Here is a 16,760-nt window from a genome sequence, read left to right on the forward strand (position 1 = left end):
TTTATGGGGCTTTTTCACGTCAACGTTTCGCCAGCGCGCGCTGAATAGAGAGCACACTCGCCAGCACCACAATAAGGCCCGCCAGCGCCATCCCCTCAATTTTCTGCCCGAGAAAGATCCACCCCAGCAGCACCGCCGTCACCGGACTTAGCAGGCTCATTGCCGATACCGCCACCGGCGACAATCGGCTGATACCTCGGAACCATAATCCATACGCCAGCATCGCTCCGGCCACACACAGCCAGACATAACCTGCCGCCTGTAATGGAGTGATATTGTGCAACGGCGGGTCCACCAGCAGCGCGATGGGCAGTAACACGACCCCGCCTATCAACAATTGCCAGCCGGTCATCGCCACAACCGGCAACGATAGCGCCCAGCGCCGCGACAACCAGGTGCCCAGCGCCATACTGACGGCGCCAAGAAAAGCGGCGCCGATACCTAACGAATCCAGCACCGTGCGCGGAGAAAGCAGCAACATCGCCATACCGATGATCCCGGCGCAGGCGGAAACCACCGCCAGCCACGGCGAACGCTGGCGATCCACGCACCAGGCCAGCAGCATCACCAGCAGCGGCTGAATCGCGCCGATCACCGCCGCCAGCCCGCCGGGCAAGCGGTAGGCGGCGATAAACAACAGCGCCTGAAAGGCGCCGATATTTAATATTCCGGTAATGATCAGCTTCCACCACTCACCGCGCTGCGGAAACTGGCGGCTCCACAGTAACAACGCAATCCCGGCGGGCAACACGCGCAACAGCGCGGCGATAAAAGGACGGTCCGGCGGCAAGAATTGCGAAGTGACGATATAAGTGGTTCCCCAGATGGCGGGAGCCAGCGCGGTCAGCAGCAGATCGACCGCCAGATGACGAGTAAAAAAGGCCATGATTTTATCTTCATATCAAGTTAAATTGTGCAGCAAGTATGTATCGATCAATATCTTGATATCAAGACAAGTGAGCACACATGGACAAATTACCGCCAACGGATGCCGTTGACCGCATTCTCGCCCAATGGCAGCGCGAGCGCCCGGATCTGGATTGCAGCCCAATGGGGCCGATTGGCCGCCTCAAGCGCTGCGCCATGCTGCTGGAGCCGCGGGTGGAGGCGGCGTTTGTTAAACACGGGCTGGTACGTTGGGAGTTCGACATGCTGGCGACGCTGCGCCGCGCCGGCGAGCCATTCGTGCTGTCGCCGACCCAGCTCTTTTCGACACTGATGATTACCTCCGGCACGATGACCCATCGCCTCAAGGCGCTGGAAAAACGAGGGTTGATTACCCGCTTAGCAAATCCTCAGGATGCCCGCAGCATGCTGGTCGCGTTAACGCCAGAGGGACGAGCGCTGATCGATGAGGCGGTTGCCACCCACGTGGCGAATGAGCAACAACTGCTGACGGGGCTTTCCGCCCCGCAACTTCAGCAGTTAGACGAGGCGCTACGGGTATTTATGCGTCTGCTGGAGAATGAGTGACCTCCGGCGACAGGCGGTTGCTACGATGAACAACGCGCGGCTAACAAAGAGACCATCCTCCCGGCATCATAGCGCATGGTTTTCGCAGTACTGCGTTTTGCAATAACCGCTAAATGCGCATACCATCTGCACATTCTATCGTCATCAGGCAAGGAGATGCTTGTGGATAAGACTCACTCTTCGACCCCGCCAGAGAGCCACGAAAGCCGCTTTCATAAAGAAGAGTTCCCCTTCTTCTGGGTGGTTAACGTTTACGCCCGTTATACCCAATTAATGGAAATCGAGCTCAAAAAAATCGACATCGACCTTTCCCGCTTCCGCGTACTGATGCTGGTGCACCAATACCACCGCGCCAGTATTTCGCGGATCACCGAATATGCCGTTAGTAAGATGCCGACGGTGACCAAAATTGTTGGCCGTCTGCGCGATGATGGCCTGCTCACGACCCACGTTAGCGTCAGCGATGGCCGGGTCACCGAAGCGGAACTCACCGCCGCCGGTGAAGCCAAGGTTGCCGAAGCCCGGGCATTAGCGGAAACCGTGTTTGCTAAAGCCTTCAAGGGCGTCACCCCGGCGCAGGAAAAAAAGATGAATCAGGTGCTGGCGCTCATTCTGCACAACCTCGATGACTGATCCTCTGCGAAAATAACCATTTACTATAAATGGTTATTCATTTTGTTTTACCCTCCCCTGCGTTTTTCGCACACTTTTTTATCATTTTTTTAACTTATATTTTTCATTTATTTTTGTGACGCCCTTCAAGAGATTAAAATTTAAACACCAATGTTTAATGATTTAAATCAATGAGTTAAAAAACAACCTCTCTTTCATAGCATCATCTTATCGTCAATTACGATGTAAAAAACAGGTGACAAATTACTTGAAATTTCAAGTTTTACTGACAAGATTACCTCAAACGCCAGCGGGTCGTTTTTTAGTCATTTCGCGCGGTAATTATCCCCCTCACGGAGATGTGAAACATGGTTACTGAACATCGTACAGAGGCAGAAAACGCAGAATCCGGGTTTATCTCGCGCTTCACCCTTGGCGAAGGCGAGCTGACGTTTGCGGTTAAAGACAGTCTCGATATTGCCGGTTTTCCGACCCGCGCCGGCAGCCCGGTATTGCAGGATGCGCCTCCTGCCGTTCGCCATGCCGCCGTAGTCGAGGCGCTGCTGGATAACGGCTGCCAGCTGCGCGGCAAAACCACCCTGCACGAGCTGGCCTTTGGCGTCACCGGCATCAACCCGCATAGCGGTACGCCGCGCAATCCGCATTATCCGCAGTTAATCCCCGGCGGTTCGTCCAGCGGCTCCGCCGCCGTGGTCGCGGCCGGTGAAGTCGACTTCGCCGTTGGCACCGACACCGGCGGCTCGGTGCGAATGCCCGCGGCCTGCTGCGGCGTGGCTGGCCTGAAGCCGAGCTTTGGCCGTCTGAGCCGCGCTGGGGTCATGCCGACGGAAAGTTCGCTCGACTGCGTCGGCCTGTTCGCCCGCGATATCGCCACATTGCGTCAGGCGCTGGCAAAAGCGCTGGGGGAATCAGCGCCTCCTGCGCGCCGGGAAGTCCCCGCGATGAGCTATCTGGCAGGCACGGCAACGCCGGAAATTGAGCAACTGATCTTCTCGCGTCTGCAGCAGGCGGGGCTGGCATGGACAAGCGCTGAACTACCGGGGTTCAACGAAGCGCATCAGGCCGGGCTTACGGTGATAAGCCAGGAAAACTGGCTGGCGTTTCACAGCATCATCAACGCGCCGAACCTGGCGCCGGATGTCGCCCGGCGGATCCGCGCCGGCGCGGAGATTGGCCCTCAGCAACGGCAGGCTGCGGAAAGCGTGCGTCAGCAATTTAGCGCCGCGGTGGATGCCCAACTGGCGAAAACCCCGCTGATTCTGCTGCCGACCCTGCCGGAATGCCCGCCAACGCTGGAAGAAGCGGCAGATCCGCTCAAGGTGGTCAACCTGACTCGCCTGGTGCGCCCATTTAATTTAAGCGGCCACCCGGCCCTGAGCCTTCCGCTTGGCGAAATTAATCATCGCCCGGTGGCTCTGCAATTAGTCGCCAATAAAAATAAAGAGTTTGATTTACTTAATTACGCTGAGTATTTGCTGGAAAAATTAAAATAATAAAACCGTACTTTCATTAACTGGAAGAGGCTAAATCGCATGTTAAACCCCTCTGCAACTTCGCGTGCGGAAAAGACCCTGCACGCCACGACAATAGAGTTTGCCGAATTACTCGCAGATATTAAAAAGCGCAGCGAGGAGTTCGAGCAGCAGAAATATATCCCAGCGGATATTATTTCCCGCTTTAAAAAGATCGGTGTTTATCGCGCGCTTGTGCCAAAACGCTACGGCGGCGATGAAATATCACCTGCGGAGTTTTGTCAGTTAATTGAAACGCTCTCAACAGCGGACGGATCCGCCGGCTGGGTGGCGAGTTTCGGCATGAATCCGTTTTATCTTGGCGGCCTACCGCCGAGCAGTCTCGATGAGCTTTACCGCCACGGGCCGGATATTGTCTTTGCCGGCGGGATCTTCCCGCCGCAAAAAGCGACGACTCAGGATGGCGGCTACCGCGTCAGCGGGCGCTGGAGCTTCGCCAGCGGCTGCAGCGGCGCCGAACTTATCGGCGTGGGTATTCTGACCGATGACGGCAGCGATCGTCCGCTGCCGCGCATCGCGGTACTACCCGCCGGGGAGTTCACCATCGATCCGGTCTGGAATACGGTCGGCCTCTCCGGTACCGGCAGCCATGACGTAGTGCTGAATAATGCCTTCGTGCCGCAGGAATGGACCTTTATTCGCGGCGGCGAACTTAACCTCGAAGGCCCTCTGTATCGCTATCCGGTACTGTCGCTGGCCACTCAGGTGCTGTCGGTGGTCGCGCTGGGTATCGCCCGCGCGGCGTTATCAGAAATTTACGCCATTGCCGAACGCCAGAGCTCGGTCACCGGCGCGCCGTGCCTGGCGGATCGCCAATTCGCGCAGATGGAAATCGCTCACTGCGAAGCGGATCTGCGTTCGGCGCGCTGCTGGTTCTACGACGCCATCGACGATGTCTGGCAAGCGATTCTGCGCGGCGATGAACCGGGAGAAGAGCGGATTAACGCCATGCGCCTCTCTTCCACCCACATTACCCGCGTCTCTGCTTCGGTTACCACCCGCGCGCTGAAACTGGCCGGGATGCCGGGCATATCGATGCGCAGCCCGCTGCAGCGCTATGCCCGCGACTCCATGGTCATCACCCAGCACGCCTTTATGGGCGAGCTGACGTACATCAACGCCGGCAATATGTTCTTCGGCCACTCGCCGCAGCCAGGCTATTTATGAGTTATACGGAGCCGGTAATGAATGAAGAAATGCTGCAACGCCTGGAAAAGCTGGAAGCCGTAGTGCAGATCCGTAACGCCATCAGCCAGTATATGCATCTCTGTGATGACCTGACGCATCCGGATACCGCCCGGCAAATTGGCGCGCTATTTAGCGAAACGGCTATTTGGGAAGGCATCGGCGAATTATATCAACACAAGCTCGGGCGCCATTGCGGCAGAGCGGCGATCGTCGGGATGATGAACGCTTATATTAGCGAGCCGTCACACTTCGCCATCAACGTACATTATTTAACGGCCGAGCATATTCGCGTTGACGAAAATAACCGCGCGGTCGGCCGCTGGAAAATGCTGCAGGCTTCAACGTTTCGCCGCGGCGGCTCGCATTTAAATAGCGCGGAGCTCGTCATTGAATTTATTAAACAAGATCAACAGTGGTTAATTCATCATTTTACCACCCGTAATTTATTTAGCCGCCCGGTAGATGACTGGCATTCGCTCGCCGATTTACCGGTGCCTGATGATCATTAAAAGAGATATGTGGAGAGTGACAATGTCTGAATGTATTCCGGTAAAAAATATCGATACCAGCCATACCGCCGAAACGCTGGCGGCACTGGTGCAAAGCGACCGGGTCCATACCTGTCTCTATACTTCCGAGGAAATTTTCGACCTCGAAATCGACAACATTTTTAACCGTACCTGGGTATGGGTCGCCCACGAGAGCGAAATCCCTGACGCCGGCAGCTATAAATCCTCGATGGTGGGTACCCAACCGGTGATCGTCGTGCGCGATCGCAAAGGCAATATCAACGTGCTGCTCAACCGCTGCCGCCACCGCGCCGCCACCGTCTGCGAACATCGCAGCGGGAAAACGAACGGTTTTACCTGCCCGTATCACGGCTGGGGCTATGGCCTCGACGGCGCGCTGCGCGGGGTACCGCATCCAGAGAGCTACGGCGATACGCTGAACAAATCTGAGCTCGGCATGGTGCGCCTGCGCGTTGAAAGCTACGCCGGAATGATTTTCGCCAGCTTCAACCACGACATTGAGCCACTGACCGACTTCCTCGGCCCGGCGATGAAATGGATGGATCTGTTCATGAAACAGGGGGCTGGCTACGCGCTGCAGGCCACCACCGCGCACCGTTTTCGCTTTCCCGGCAACTGGAAAATCCAGCTGGAAAATACCACCGACGGCTATCACTTCCCGATCGTCCATAAGTCGTTTTTAAGCTCGGTCGATAAACAGACCGAAGAGATGCTCAACTTCGTCGACGGCAAAGGTTTCGTGGAAGATCTCGGCAATGGCCACAGCGTGATGGTGATGATCCCCGAGCTTATCGATCTGGAAGCCAATCTCGATGCGCCAATCCCGGAGCGCTTTAGCGAGTTGGCCCAGGCCCTGCGCGAGGAAGGTCACGACGAGCAGCAGGTGCGGCGCATCGTACGCGCGGTCGGCGGCAGCGGTTTTAACCTTAACCTGTTCCCCAATGTCGCCTGTTCAATGGCCTTCTTCCGCGTGCTGCAGCCGATATCGGTAAAAGAGACGGAAATTCATCACATGGTGCTGACCATGAAAGATGGCCCGGCGATCGCCAACCAGGCGCGCCTGCGGCTGCACGAACACTTCCAGGGGCCGATGGGCTTCGGCACCCCCGATGATTCAGAGGCCTGGGAGCGGGTGCAGCGCGGCGGCGGCGCGGGCGACGATCTGTGGATCATGCTCAACCGCGGCCTGCCCGGCGAAGTCCGCACCGCCGACGGCCTGCGCAGCGACGTCAGCGCCGAAACCGGCATGCGCGCCGCCTATCAACAATGGAAAAAGTACATGACCGCTGATAACCGGGGGCAATAATGAACACATCACCTATCCTCAACGCCGCCATTCAGTTTATTAACCTGGAAGCGGACCTGCTCGATCAAGGCGAATTCCGTGAATGGCTGGCGCTGTGGCGCGCTGAGGGAATGTACATCATTCCCATCGATCAGCAGACCACCGATTTCGCCAATGTGCTCAACTACGCCTACGACAACCACGAGATGCGGGAAAAACGCGTGCAGCGTTTATACAGCGGCGAATCGATCTCCACCACCCCGCGCGCGCGCACTATCCGCATGAGCGGCCGTTATCGCCTGCTCAGCGCCAGCGATGAGGTCGTCGAAGTACGCTGCGCCCAATTCCTTTACGAGTACCGCAAGGGCAATGAACAGCACTACGCCGCTGACGTCACCTGGACGCTGGCGCCGGAGGGCGACAGTTTCCGCATCCTGCAAAAGGTCGTACGCCTGATTAACGGCGACGATTACCTGCATAGCATTGGCTACATCCTGTGAGGACTTTATGACACGTAGCGTACTTATTACCGGCGCGGCCAACGGCCTCGGGCTGGTTATCAGCCGCCATCTCTGGCAACAGGGCTATCAGGTGGCGATGGCCGACCTCAATCTCGATACGGTCACCCGCAGCGCGCAGGAGATCGATCTCAGCCAGCAGCGGCTGCTGCCGCTGGCGCTGGATATTCGCCAGCCGCAACAGTTCAGCGACGCGCTGGCGCAGATCCGCGCACGTTTCGGCGAACTCGATGTGCTAGTCAACAACGCCGCCTTAACCCTGACCACGCCGATCATGGAGATCGACGTAGAAGAATTCGATCGCGTCATCAGCACCAATCTGCGCGGTACTTTCGTCGGCTGCCAGACTATCGGCCGCTATTTCAGCCAGCGCCAGCAGGGCAGCATTATTAATCTCGCGTCGCTGGCCGGGCAAAACGGCGGTACCGCCTCCGGCGCCCACTATGCAGCCTCCAAGGGCGGCATTATTACGCTGACCAAAGTCTTCGCCCGCGCCCTGAGCAACGCCGGGGTGAGCGTCAACGCGATTGCGCCGGGGCCGCTGGATCTACCTTCCGTTCGCGCCGCGGTGCCGGAAGAGAAAATGCCGGCGCTGCTGGAGATGATCCCGATGAAGCGGCTTGGCGATCCGCTGCTGGTCGCCCGCGCGGTAGAACTGCTGGCGGCGCCCTCCGCCACCTTTATCACCGGCGCGACCTGGGATATCAACGGCGGCATTTATATGCGTTAAGCCCTTCGCGGGTGGAGAAAAACTATGGCTGAAACATTGACGGTACGCGTCACAGAACGCGAAATTCAGGGAGCCGAGGTGGTAGTCCTGACGCTGGCCTCGCCGGACGGCGCTCCCCTGCCCTCGTTTAGCGCCGGGGCGCATATCGATTTGCATCTTGGCGATGGCATCGTGCGCCAGTATTCGCTGTGCGGCAGCGCCCATCACCCGCAGCGCTATCGGTTGGGGATCCTCAAAGATCGCGCCTCGCGCGGCGGTTCGCTGGCGGCGCACGCTTTACAGCCCGGCGACGAGGTGCAAATTAGCCCTCCGCGCAACCTGTTCGCGCTGGAGATGTCGGCGCCTCATAGCATTCTGATCGGCGGCGGCATTGGCATCACGCCGATGCTGGCGATGGCCGATACGCTATTTCGCGCCGGGAAATCCTTCGAAGTGCATTACTGCGGCCACAGCCGTGAGGGAATGGCGTTTCTGGCCGAACTGGCGGATTGCCACTTTAGCGCTCAGGTTCAGCTGCATATCAGCGATGAAAACGGCAGGATCCGCCCTCAGGAACTCCTGACGCCTCACGCCGCCGCCGGCCACCTGTACGTTTGCGGCCCGGAGGGTTTTATGGCGTGGATTAACGAAACGGCTCAGGGATGCGGTTTCAGCGCGGAGCGGCTGCATCAGGAGTATTTCAACCGCGAGGTAGAAACCAGCGGCGGCAGCTTTGAGGTTGCGGTTCCGGAACTCAATCTGAGCGTCACCGTCGGTGAAAACGAGACCATCGTCGCCGCGCTGCAAAAGGCCGGCATCAAAGTCAAAGTCTCCTGCCAACAGGGCGTCTGCGGCACCTGCCTCGCCAACGTTTGCAGCGGCGAACCTGACCACCGCGACGAGTATTTAACCGAAGAAGAACGCGAAGATAACGACCAGATCCTGCTGTGCTGTTCGCGGGCCAAAACCCCGCGGCTGGTTATTGAAGGCTTCGAATACGTCAAACTGAAATAACGGGTATTACTATGAACCTGACATCTGATTTTCGTAATGCCATGGCGCAACTGGGCAGCGCGATCACCATCATTACCACCGATGGCCCGGCGGGCCGCTTCGGTTTTACCGCCTCGGCGGTGTGTAGCGTGACGGATTCGCCGCCGACGCTGCTGGTATGTATGAACCGCTCGTCCTTCGCGCACGGCAAATTCCAGCACAACGGCGTGCTGTGCGTTAACGTGCTCTCCGGACAGCATCAGCAATTGTCCGGGATTTTCGCCAACGGCCAAATCCGCTCCGAAGAACGCTTCCTGCACGACGAATGGCTGGCGCTGGAGACCGGTTCGCCGGCGCTGGCTTCCGCCGTGGCGAACTGCGACTGCGTCATTGCCGACAGCCATGAAGTGGGCAGCCACAGCGTATTTTATTGCGAGGTCAAACAGATCCGCTTCGGCAACCCCAGCGACGGGCTGGTCTGGTTTAATCGCCAGTTCCATACCCTTAGCATGGCGTCGTGCCGTTAAGTTTCATCATAACCATAAAAACCCTGCCGACCCATCGCCCGGCGCCAGCAGGCGCCGCCTGATTCACCTGCACTGGAGTTAACCTTATGTCTGGAGCTGTGAGCGGTACAACGGTCCCCCCGGCGCAACCTATGCGCAAATTAATCATCGGGTCTTTTCTCGGCAACTCGCTGGAATGGTACGATTTTTTCCTGTATGGCACCGCGGCGGCGCTGGTCTTCGGGCCGCTGTTTTTCCCGGCCACGAATGACCCGCTGCTCGGTTCATTTTTAGCCTTTTCCGGCTTCGCCATCGGCTTTATCGCCCGCCCCCTCGGCGGCGTGATATTCGGCCATCTCGGCGATCGCTACAGTCGCAAAATGACGCTTATCATCACCCTGACGCTGATGGGCGCCAGTACGTTCTTAATTGGTCTGCTGCCAACCTACGCCCATATCGGCGTATTGGCGCCAATCGCCTTGATTACGCTGCGCTTTGTGCAGGGCGTGGCTTCCGGCGGCGAATGGGGCGGCGGGGTGTTGATGCTGAGCGAAAACGCGCCGGAAAGCCAGAAAGGGTACTACACCGCCTGGAGCCAGGTGGGGGTCTGCGGCGGGTTTGTTCTTTCTTCGCTGGCATTCTACCTGGTGCAGCTGCTACCGCAGGAAGAGGTGATGTCATGGGCGTGGCGTATTCCGTTTTTGCTCAGCCTGTTTATCTTTCTGGTGGGCGTCTATATTCGCCGTAACATCCAGGAGAACGCGGAATTCGTGGCGCGCAAAGCAGAAAACGACAGCAAAAATGAGGCCCATCATTTACCGGTGCTGAGCGCCTTCAAAAATCATCCACGAGCGATATTACAGGCTATCGGCCTGCGGCTGGCGGAAAACGGCGCGGTGTATATCTTCTTCACGTTTTCAGTGGTCTATTGCAAACATATCGGCATCGACACCCGCGATCTGATCGCGGCGGTCACCATCGCCATGACGGTGGAGATCGCCACGATTCTCGGCTGGGGATGGCTTTCCGATCGCATTGGCCGCAAGCGGCTTTACTACATCGGCGTGATAGGCATGGCGCTGGTTGCCTTCCCCTTCTTCTGGCTGCTGAATATGCACACCTTCCCGGCGTTGCTGCTCGCCATGCTGTTGGCATTGCCATTGTGCCATGGCGCGATGATTGCCGCGCAGCCGTGTCTGATGGTGGATCTGTTTCCGGTGGAGGTACGCTACACCGGGCTGGCGCTGGGGCATGAGATTGGGGCGGTGATTTCCGGTGGTATTAGCCCGATGCTGGCGGTAGCCTTTTTAATGATGTGGGATAGCTATATCCCCATTGCGCTGATGCTGCTGGCCTTTGCGCTACTGGCGCTGGTGGCGCTGATAAGTATTCGCCAGCCGCAGCCGCGACCTGAAGCGGTCGCGACCACCTAACCCAGGCATGCCGCGCGCAAAGGAAGGCGCGCGGTACAGAGGGCTAGTTATTGTTGATGACGATAATAACCCGGCTTTTAATCGTGCCGCCGCGGATATTCTCGCCATATTTCATCGGCTTGATTTGCAGATAAATCGGGTTGTTGCTGCCATGCCGGGCCTCCTCGTCGGAGTGATAAAGGAAACCGCTGCCGTACTGGAGTTCCCCGCCCAGGCTATCGCGCAGATGAAAACCGACTTCGCCGGCGCCGGTGGCGGCATCCTGATCGTCATTCTTCAATATTTTGCTGGTGCCGGCAAAGCCGGAGGCGGCGACAAAGTAGTAATCAATTTTACCCGGCGTCAGTTCGAATACCGCCGACTCGTCCCGGCTACAGTCGATATCGACGCTTTCCATGCGATATTGCGCTTTGTCTTCTTTAATATCGAAGTAGCTGTAATCGCCCATATTAATAAGGCGCTCCGGGGAGTTAAAACCACAGGTCATAATATTTACCTGCAGGGTGACGTTAAAGGTGTAATTGATGTTAACGTTATGACATTCATTATTCTTACAATACTTCAAAACTATACCGTAACGCATCTGGAAAGGCACTCCGGGAGTAACACGCTGCCCGTTAGCGCTACCTTCTTTAATCTCATAACGTATGCCGACCAAACTATTAAACATATCTGACAAATTATATACTTGGTTTTCAACAATTTTTCCGTTTCCCAACGATTCCATTTTTGTCTGGTCGAAGGAGAAATTAATCTCATAGATCTTACTGCCTACTTCAACATAGTAGGAGGTTTGTGGTGGCGATTGCAGACTGACCGAGACCGTAATATTTGAGTTACTGGGGCAGCGAAAGCTGAATGCGTTAGCCTGAAGTGAACTATCACGTAAATTGAGCTCCCCGTTGGCGGCCAGCGGTTTAAAAGTGTAGTTGCCGCTAGCCTCAATCGACGCCGGAGGGATGCTCGGCGTTAATTCACAGTTCCCCGCCCGCGCTAAAAAAGAGCATAAGCTTAATACCAGCAAAATTATCCATTTCATGAAAATCGTCCTTTTAGCGGCAGACATAGGTCTTACCTTCATCAATGGTATGTTTAAATGTAATGGTGCAGTAATGGCCCTGCTGCTTATCGACCGCGATGGTAATCGACGGCGGAACGTTATCGGTGCGGATATACAGCATGCTGCCCTGGCCGACGACGCCGACATTCTGTCCGTCGTTATCTTCAATTTCATAGCCAAATTTCAGCGGCGTACCGTCCGGGCGTTCGGCGTGAATAAGCCAGGGTTGACGCTGGTCGGTATCGAACCGCGCCAGCACCACCGCCCCGCGGTACGGAGCGACCGCTTTACGGTTGCCAATCAACTCGGTTTTGCTCTGCGTATTGGCGGTATTCAGCAGTAACGAACTTTCGCGATAGGGCAATACATGGTCGAAAATGACCGTTCCCTGCGCGTTGGTGGTGCGATATTTCTGACCATTGACGTAAGCATTTTCCAGACCCGGCGCCTGAATAATGGCGAAGGTTTCCGATAGCTGGTTAGCGAAATTGACGCCGCCGGACCAGGCCACCACCCCGCCAGACAGGCTGCCGCTGGCCTGGGTATATTTCGACGACTGGCTGTAGCTGCCGCTCAGCGTCGCCAGCGGCGCGTTCCAGGTAAGGTTGCCGCCGGCGGTGGTTTCATGGTTTTGCTGCTGCCGGCTTAGGTTCACGCCATAGTCAAACTGGTCGCGCTGGCCGCCCGTACCGCTGATGCCGGTATTATTGGAGGCAAAACCGTCGTTATCGAAGGTCGTCGAATTCGACAGCGTCAGGCGACGCGCCAGCACGCTATCGCTCTCTCCCCAGATCAGCGGAATCGAAATGAAGAGGTTAAAGCGCTTATCTTCATGATGATCCTCGTCATAGGTCTGGCTGGCCGAAATGGTCCAGGAAACCCGCTGCCAGTTATTGGTGTAACTCAGTTGATAATCTTTATTACTGCCGCTTTTTCCCCAGTAATCACGCCATAAAGCGCTCAGTGAGAAAGACCCTAATCCTTCCGGCAACGACTGGCTAATATTGGCGGATAAGCTATTTTTACGGCCAAAATCATAACGGTAATAATCATCAATGTTGTAAACGTCATTATCATCATGGTGATAACTATTACGGTTCTTCGCCCAGACATGATCGTTAAAGGTGCGATAGTCGCTGGTTGAATAGCGATAAGCCGCCATACCGAAGCGCGTTTTAGTCTGGGTGAGGTATTTGTTGTAGGCAATCTGATAACTTTGCCCTTCAAAAGTACCGTTATCCTGATCGCTGCGCGCCCAGGTACCGTCAACGGACACCGCGCCGAGATGGGTATTCCACCCGGTTCCCATAGTAAAAGCCTGATAGTCGGTACCGAGCATGGTACCGCCATACAGGGTCAGCAGATTGTTCAGGCCATATTGATAGCTGGCCTGCATAAAGTCTTCCTGATTGCTGGCGCCTTCAATATGGCTGCGCCCGGCGGCAATGTCATATTTAGACACCCCCGGCTGCAACATATTGGGTACCGAGGAATAAGGCACCAGGTAGGTGGTTACCGAGCCGTCGGCTTCCCGGATAGTGACATCGAGATCCGCCCCGCCGCCGGCGAGTTGTAAATCGGCAATCGCAAAAGGCCCCGGCGGCACCTCTTTCTGATAGACGGTGAAGCCGTTCTGCTCGATGGTTACCAGCGCGTTGCTCTGGGCAATCCCCTGCACGATTGGCGTAAAGTTCTGTTTTGAGTTTGGCAACATTTGCATGTCGCGGAACAGACGAACGCCGCGAAAGCGTACCGCATCGAAAATATCCGCTGAGGTATACATGTCGCCCGCGCGCAAGGTGCCTAAAATCGGCGCAAAGCTGCGCTCCAGATACAGGGTGTTGCTTTTCCAGTCGCCGCCGCCGCTATCGGCTTTACTGTAGGTGGCATCAGAGTGCAACTGCCAGCTCAACAGGTTCAGCCCGCTGTTGAAGCGGGCGTAAGTGCTTTTGTTATTGCCACTGTCTTTATAGTCGCTGTAATACTGGCTCAGATAATAAGAGGTATAGAGCGCGTTAACGCCTCGGTCCCAACTTTCCGGCGCGACGTAGCCGCGCTCAAGATCCAGAACGTAGGCCTGCGGAATTTCTAAATCAAGCTGAAAAATATTGATATTAAACGTATAACTACCGCTCCGCACCGCGGATTTAAGCGTCATGCACTGGTTATCTTTTGCCAACGGCGCGCTATCCGCTTTGATTCCCAACTGATGTAATAATGCCGATGACAGGCAGGTATCATCCGGATTACTGGCGACTACGATTGGATATTTACCACGCCATTGTTTATTGACGTAAATATCTAATTCATATTCACCGGGCAGTGGTTGATTATCCGCAAAGTGAAAGCTTGATGATTTTTCACCTTTCATTCCGCCGATCATGAAATTGGTATCAAAAGTCTCTTCAGCGGCCTGCAGCTGACCGGATAATAAAACCAACAATATCATTGAGGAAAGCGGCGTCATCCTTAACATGGCCAACTCCATTATTTATTATTTTACATTGAGCCTGTCGCTAATAAAGTTTCCATTATCATCAATCATCGTTAGCGAATACTGGCGGGCGAGATTATTTTTTAAAAAGACATCCTGACTGGATAACGGCGCAAGCATAACGCTGCGCTCATTGACTTTAACGTTACTGAGTTTAATTTCAGTAATCGTCAACCAATTTGCCGAACCATTGGCAATATGCAGAGCGTTTTTGCGCGAAGACAACGAAATACTTTTAAACGTATCTTTATTTACCGCCGCGATACCTTTAGGGCGATAAAAAAGCTTAATGCGGTTTTGCATGGCAAACCGCAGCGTATTCGCCCCCTCACTTCCTGGTGTATTCGGAGGAATATCGAGTACGTTGAGATAAAACAGCGACTCTTTGTTCGCCGGAAGTTTGTTGGCTAACTTTTTAATTCGCAGCTGCTGACCGGAGTTACCCGTTATGCGCGCCACCGGCGGCGACAGCAGGAAAGGCACGTTGATTTTTTCCGGCGGCAATGAAGTATTGCCATCGTCAATCCACGACTGCACCAGTGAAGAGCGGGCGCCATGATTCATCAACTGTACGACCACTTCTTGTTTCTCAGCCGGATAAACCACCCGGGTACCGAAAATCACCACTCCGGCATGCGCGGGCTGCATAGCGATAAATAAACCTGCTAATAAAATCCGTTTCATAGCACCACACCCTTAGCACAATAATAGCCGGCGAAGCGCCGGCACAGTTCCTTACTCCGCAGAGACGGCAATCGTTAACACCGAGCGGACTTCACCGGCGGTTACCGGTGTGGCGGCATTAATTCGGGCGTATTGCGCCGAAAAGTTCATTTGATAAACGCCATTGCCCAAAGAAGTCACCGCATTCGGCAAATTATTGACGTCATATATGGTATTTTCATTAATATCCGCGGATCCAAGTCTTAATTTAAAACCGACACCATTAGCAGACGTTGTAGTTGCGATAGGATTAAGTACGCCGCCGGTAGTATAGGTCCCGCCGCTAATATCAATCGATTTCAATACCGTGCCTTCCGGGCAAACGATAGTTAATGGATCGCTACTGGTAGCGAAATTGCCGGATAAGACTTCACCGGCTGACATGCCGGCAAAACGGGTAGCGTCAACATCAGCCAGTTGAATCGTACTGCTATAATCGGTTTCAAAACGACAGGAAGAATTAATAACATTACCAATAATAACTAACTCGCCCTGCTCTTCACTTGGCGCCGCGGCAAAAGCATTAATACTCATCAGCACGGTTGAAAATACTGCAGCAGCAATAATTGAACGTTTCATATAATATTCCTTTTATTAACAATTCCATTTAACTTCGCGGAGACTGAGAAAAATCTCATGCCGCGAGCATCGCACGGCCAAATATCCGCCACAACCGGATGAATAAGGATCGTTGATAAAAATCAAGGCAAATACTTAAAGCGGCTGAGCCCTGATGCTATATTCGTAATCTCTTTAGCGTAATAAGCTAAAATACGTAGCAACGAGAATAATAAAATGAGAACTTGCCGGGCTTGTTTAATAATAAACTAAAAAAAAGAGAGTTCAGCACATTTTGTATCGATTTACATAAGATTACGAACCACAATTATAACCTTCCGTGATTTATTTTTATATTTAAGGTTCCGACAATGAAAAAAATAATCCTGCCTCTGCTTACCGCCGCCCTGTTGCTGCCGACCCTCACCGCGCACGCCACCTACCGCGCGGAAAAACGCCAGGATGCTCGCGATATCCGTCAGGATGCGCGCCAGAGTGGACGTGCAGAAAAACGTGAATGCGTGAGAAATGATGACAAGAGCAATATGCGCTGTCGCGAAGATAAGCGAGAAAATCGGCGCGAAGGCCGCCGCGACGCGCGTGATGAAAAGTGGTAATTCGCCATTCTACAATGCCCTGGCAGCAGGGCATTAGCGGGAAGCGTTTAACGTCTCCAGGGGGAAAGGGCGATCTTGCACCACGGTTTTCATCACCAGCGTCGAGCGTAAATGCTGCACGCCGGGCATCGCCGACAGTTTGTCATCATAGAGTTTCTGAAACGCAGGAAGATCCCGGGTGACGACGTGCATCAGATAGTCCGGATCGCCAAACAATCGTTGCGCCAGCACAACCTGCGGGATCTCCGCCACCGCCTCCTCAAAAGCGCTGACCGCTTTTTTATCGCCCTCTTTTAACGTGGCGAAAACGATAGCCAGAAAATTGAACCCCATTTTTCCCGGGTCGAGATTGGCGCGATAGCCGGTGATCACCCCCTCTTGCTCCAGCGCGCGTAGTCGCCGGTGGCAGGGAGAGAGGCTCAAATTCACCCGCTCCGCCAGTTCAGTTATCGACAGACGACCATCGGCCTGCAGCTCAGCAAGAATTTTTCGATCTATGCTATCCATT

18 protein-coding genes are annotated in these 16,760 nt (G+C 54.9%); 12 read left to right on the top strand and 6 right to left on the bottom strand.

The features are described 5' to 3' along the window. Positions 1-19 precede the first annotated feature (19 nt). Complete coding sequence (locus ABLU78_RS14295) at positions 20-886, bottom strand: EamA family transporter (protein WP_032712452.1); 867 nt, start codon at positions 884-886, stop codon at positions 20-22. Positions 887-966: 80 nt separating this feature from the next. Here ABLU78_RS14295 and ABLU78_RS14300 point away from each other — a divergent pair, with 80 nt between their 5' ends. The 11 genes from ABLU78_RS14300 to ABLU78_RS14350 all read left to right on the top strand — a co-directional run bounded on the left by ABLU78_RS14300 (position 967) and on the right by ABLU78_RS14350 (position 10,800). Continuing rightward, on the top strand, positions 967-1,473 hold the full coding sequence (locus ABLU78_RS14300) for a MarR family transcriptional regulator (protein ID WP_032712453.1): 507 nt from the start codon (positions 967-969) through the stop codon (positions 1,471-1,473). Between the two features lie 162 nt (positions 1,474-1,635). Beyond that, the gene (locus tag ABLU78_RS14305; RefSeq protein WP_015369893.1) at positions 1,636-2,106 is read left to right on the top strand and encodes a MarR family transcriptional regulator; all 471 of its coding nucleotides are present in this window, start codon (positions 1,636-1,638) and stop codon (positions 2,104-2,106) included. A gap of 347 nt (positions 2,107-2,453) precedes the next feature. Then, positions 2,454-3,599 (top strand): amidase family protein, encoded by a 1,146-nt coding sequence (locus ABLU78_RS14310; protein ID WP_048229405.1) that lies wholly within the window; start codon positions 2,454-2,456, stop codon positions 3,597-3,599. Between the two features lie 39 nt (positions 3,600-3,638). Next, complete coding sequence (locus ABLU78_RS14315; protein WP_015369891.1) at positions 3,639-4,805, top strand: acyl-CoA dehydrogenase family protein; 1,167 nt, start codon at positions 3,639-3,641, stop codon at positions 4,803-4,805. 17 nt (positions 4,806-4,822) lie between these two features. Continuing rightward, positions 4,823-5,335, top strand: coding sequence for a nuclear transport factor 2 family protein (locus ABLU78_RS14320; protein ID WP_015369890.1), 513 nt, complete (start codon positions 4,823-4,825; stop codon positions 5,333-5,335). Between the two features lie 22 nt (positions 5,336-5,357). Continuing rightward, positions 5,358-6,662, top strand: a complete 1,305-nt coding sequence (locus tag ABLU78_RS14325; RefSeq protein ID WP_015369889.1) for an aromatic ring-hydroxylating dioxygenase subunit alpha — start codon at positions 5,358-5,360, stop codon at positions 6,660-6,662. Then, positions 6,662-7,141 carry an aromatic-ring-hydroxylating dioxygenase subunit beta gene (locus tag ABLU78_RS14330; RefSeq protein WP_021469133.1) on the top strand — a complete coding sequence of 160 codons (480 nt, stop codon included), beginning with the start codon at positions 6,662-6,664 and terminating at the stop codon, positions 7,139-7,141. Before ABLU78_RS14325 ends, ABLU78_RS14330 begins: the two co-directional genes overlap by 1 nt. A 7-nt stretch (positions 7,142-7,148) precedes the next feature. Beyond that, a complete protein-coding gene (locus ABLU78_RS14335; RefSeq protein WP_048229406.1) occupies positions 7,149-7,889 on the top strand; it encodes an SDR family NAD(P)-dependent oxidoreductase in 741 nt (246 codons plus the stop codon). 24 nt (positions 7,890-7,913) lie between these two features. Beyond that, positions 7,914-8,882 carry a PDR/VanB family oxidoreductase gene (locus ABLU78_RS14340; protein WP_032709060.1) on the top strand — a complete coding sequence of 323 codons (969 nt, stop codon included), beginning with the start codon at positions 7,914-7,916 and terminating at the stop codon, positions 8,880-8,882. Between the two features lie 11 nt (positions 8,883-8,893). Beyond that, positions 8,894-9,388 (top strand): flavin reductase, encoded by a 495-nt coding sequence (locus ABLU78_RS14345; RefSeq protein ID WP_015703350.1) that lies wholly within the window; start codon positions 8,894-8,896, stop codon positions 9,386-9,388. A 131-nt stretch (positions 9,389-9,519) separates the two neighbouring features. Then, positions 9,520-10,800, top strand: a complete 1,281-nt coding sequence (locus tag ABLU78_RS14350) for an MFS transporter (RefSeq protein ID WP_348820601.1) — start codon at positions 9,520-9,522, stop codon at positions 10,798-10,800. A 43-nt stretch (positions 10,801-10,843) separates the two neighbouring features. Here ABLU78_RS14350 and ABLU78_RS14355 read toward each other — a convergent pair whose 3' ends face one another. The 4 genes from ABLU78_RS14355 to ABLU78_RS14370 all read right to left on the bottom strand — a co-directional run bounded on the left by ABLU78_RS14355 (position 10,844) and on the right by ABLU78_RS14370 (position 15,656). Further along, positions 10,844-11,287 (bottom strand): hypothetical protein, encoded by a 444-nt coding sequence (locus tag ABLU78_RS14355; protein WP_226925556.1) that lies wholly within the window; start codon positions 11,285-11,287, stop codon positions 10,844-10,846. Positions 11,288-11,852: 565 nt separating this feature from the next. Beyond that, positions 11,853-14,336, bottom strand: coding sequence for a fimbrial biogenesis outer membrane usher protein (locus ABLU78_RS14360; RefSeq protein WP_047053710.1), 2,484 nt, complete (start codon positions 14,334-14,336; stop codon positions 11,853-11,855). Between the two features lie 18 nt (positions 14,337-14,354). Next, positions 14,355-15,038, bottom strand: coding sequence for a fimbria/pilus periplasmic chaperone (locus ABLU78_RS14365; RefSeq protein WP_015369880.1), 684 nt, complete (start codon positions 15,036-15,038; stop codon positions 14,355-14,357). 51 nt (positions 15,039-15,089) lie between these two features. After that, positions 15,090-15,656, bottom strand: a complete 567-nt coding sequence (locus ABLU78_RS14370) for a fimbrial protein (protein ID WP_046883052.1) — start codon at positions 15,654-15,656, stop codon at positions 15,090-15,092. A gap of 350 nt (positions 15,657-16,006) precedes the next feature. On the opposite strand from ABLU78_RS14370, the gene ABLU78_RS14375 reads away from it, so the two are divergent. Then, on the top strand, positions 16,007-16,252 hold the full coding sequence (locus ABLU78_RS14375) for a hypothetical protein (RefSeq protein WP_048229410.1): 246 nt from the start codon (positions 16,007-16,009) through the stop codon (positions 16,250-16,252). Between the two features lie 33 nt (positions 16,253-16,285). Here ABLU78_RS14375 and ABLU78_RS14380 read toward each other — a convergent pair whose 3' ends face one another. Then, positions 16,286-16,759 carry an Lrp/AsnC family transcriptional regulator gene (locus tag ABLU78_RS14380; protein WP_032706451.1) on the bottom strand — a complete coding sequence of 158 codons (474 nt, stop codon included), beginning with the start codon at positions 16,757-16,759 and terminating at the stop codon, positions 16,286-16,288. Position 16,760 lies beyond the last annotated feature (1 nt).

This window comes from Klebsiella sp. JN_Kp122 (assembly GCF_040062085.1).
Classification (GTDB): Bacteria; Pseudomonadota; Gammaproteobacteria; order Enterobacterales; family Enterobacteriaceae; genus Klebsiella; species Klebsiella aerogenes.

Bases quoted from the DNA above. Each gene is read 5' to 3' on its own strand.
- ABLU78_RS14330 (WP_021469133.1), top strand. From the start codon at position 6,662: ATGAACACATCACCTATCCTCAACGCCGCCATTCAGTTTATTAACCTG.
- ABLU78_RS14380 (WP_032706451.1), bottom strand. From the start codon at position 16,759: ATGGATAGCATAGATCGAAAAATTCTTGCTGAGCTGCAGGCCGATGGT.
- ABLU78_RS14315 (WP_015369891.1), top strand. From the start codon at position 3,639: ATGTTAAACCCCTCTGCAACTTCGCGTGCGGAAAAGACCCTGCACGCC.
- ABLU78_RS14320 (WP_015369890.1), top strand. From the start codon at position 4,823: ATGAATGAAGAAATGCTGCAACGCCTGGAAAAGCTGGAAGCCGTAGTG.
- ABLU78_RS14345 (WP_015703350.1), top strand. From the start codon at position 8,894: ATGAACCTGACATCTGATTTTCGTAATGCCATGGCGCAACTGGGCAGC.
- ABLU78_RS14350 (WP_348820601.1), top strand. From the start codon at position 9,520: ATGCGCAAATTAATCATCGGGTCTTTTCTCGGCAACTCGCTGGAATGG.
- ABLU78_RS14310 (WP_048229405.1), top strand. From the start codon at position 2,454: ATGGTTACTGAACATCGTACAGAGGCAGAAAACGCAGAATCCGGGTTT.
- ABLU78_RS14355 (WP_226925556.1), bottom strand. From the start codon at position 11,287: ATGACCTGTGGTTTTAACTCCCCGGAGCGCCTTATTAATATGGGCGAT.
- ABLU78_RS14370 (WP_046883052.1), bottom strand. From the start codon at position 15,656: ATGAAACGTTCAATTATTGCTGCTGCAGTATTTTCAACCGTGCTGATG.
- ABLU78_RS14335 (WP_048229406.1), top strand. From the start codon at position 7,149: ATGACACGTAGCGTACTTATTACCGGCGCGGCCAACGGCCTCGGGCTG.
- ABLU78_RS14295 (WP_032712452.1), bottom strand. From the start codon at position 886: ATGGCCTTTTTTACTCGTCATCTGGCGGTCGATCTGCTGCTGACCGCG.
- ABLU78_RS14300 (WP_032712453.1), top strand. From the start codon at position 967: ATGGACAAATTACCGCCAACGGATGCCGTTGACCGCATTCTCGCCCAA.
- ABLU78_RS14375 (WP_048229410.1), top strand. From the start codon at position 16,007: ATGAAAAAAATAATCCTGCCTCTGCTTACCGCCGCCCTGTTGCTGCCG.
- ABLU78_RS14325 (WP_015369889.1), top strand. From the start codon at position 5,358: ATGTCTGAATGTATTCCGGTAAAAAATATCGATACCAGCCATACCGCC.
- ABLU78_RS14340 (WP_032709060.1), top strand. From the start codon at position 7,914: ATGGCTGAAACATTGACGGTACGCGTCACAGAACGCGAAATTCAGGGA.
- ABLU78_RS14365 (WP_015369880.1), bottom strand. From the start codon at position 15,038: ATGAAACGGATTTTATTAGCAGGTTTATTTATCGCTATGCAGCCCGCG.
- ABLU78_RS14360 (WP_047053710.1), bottom strand. From the start codon at position 14,336: ATGTTAAGGATGACGCCGCTTTCCTCAATGATATTGTTGGTTTTATTA.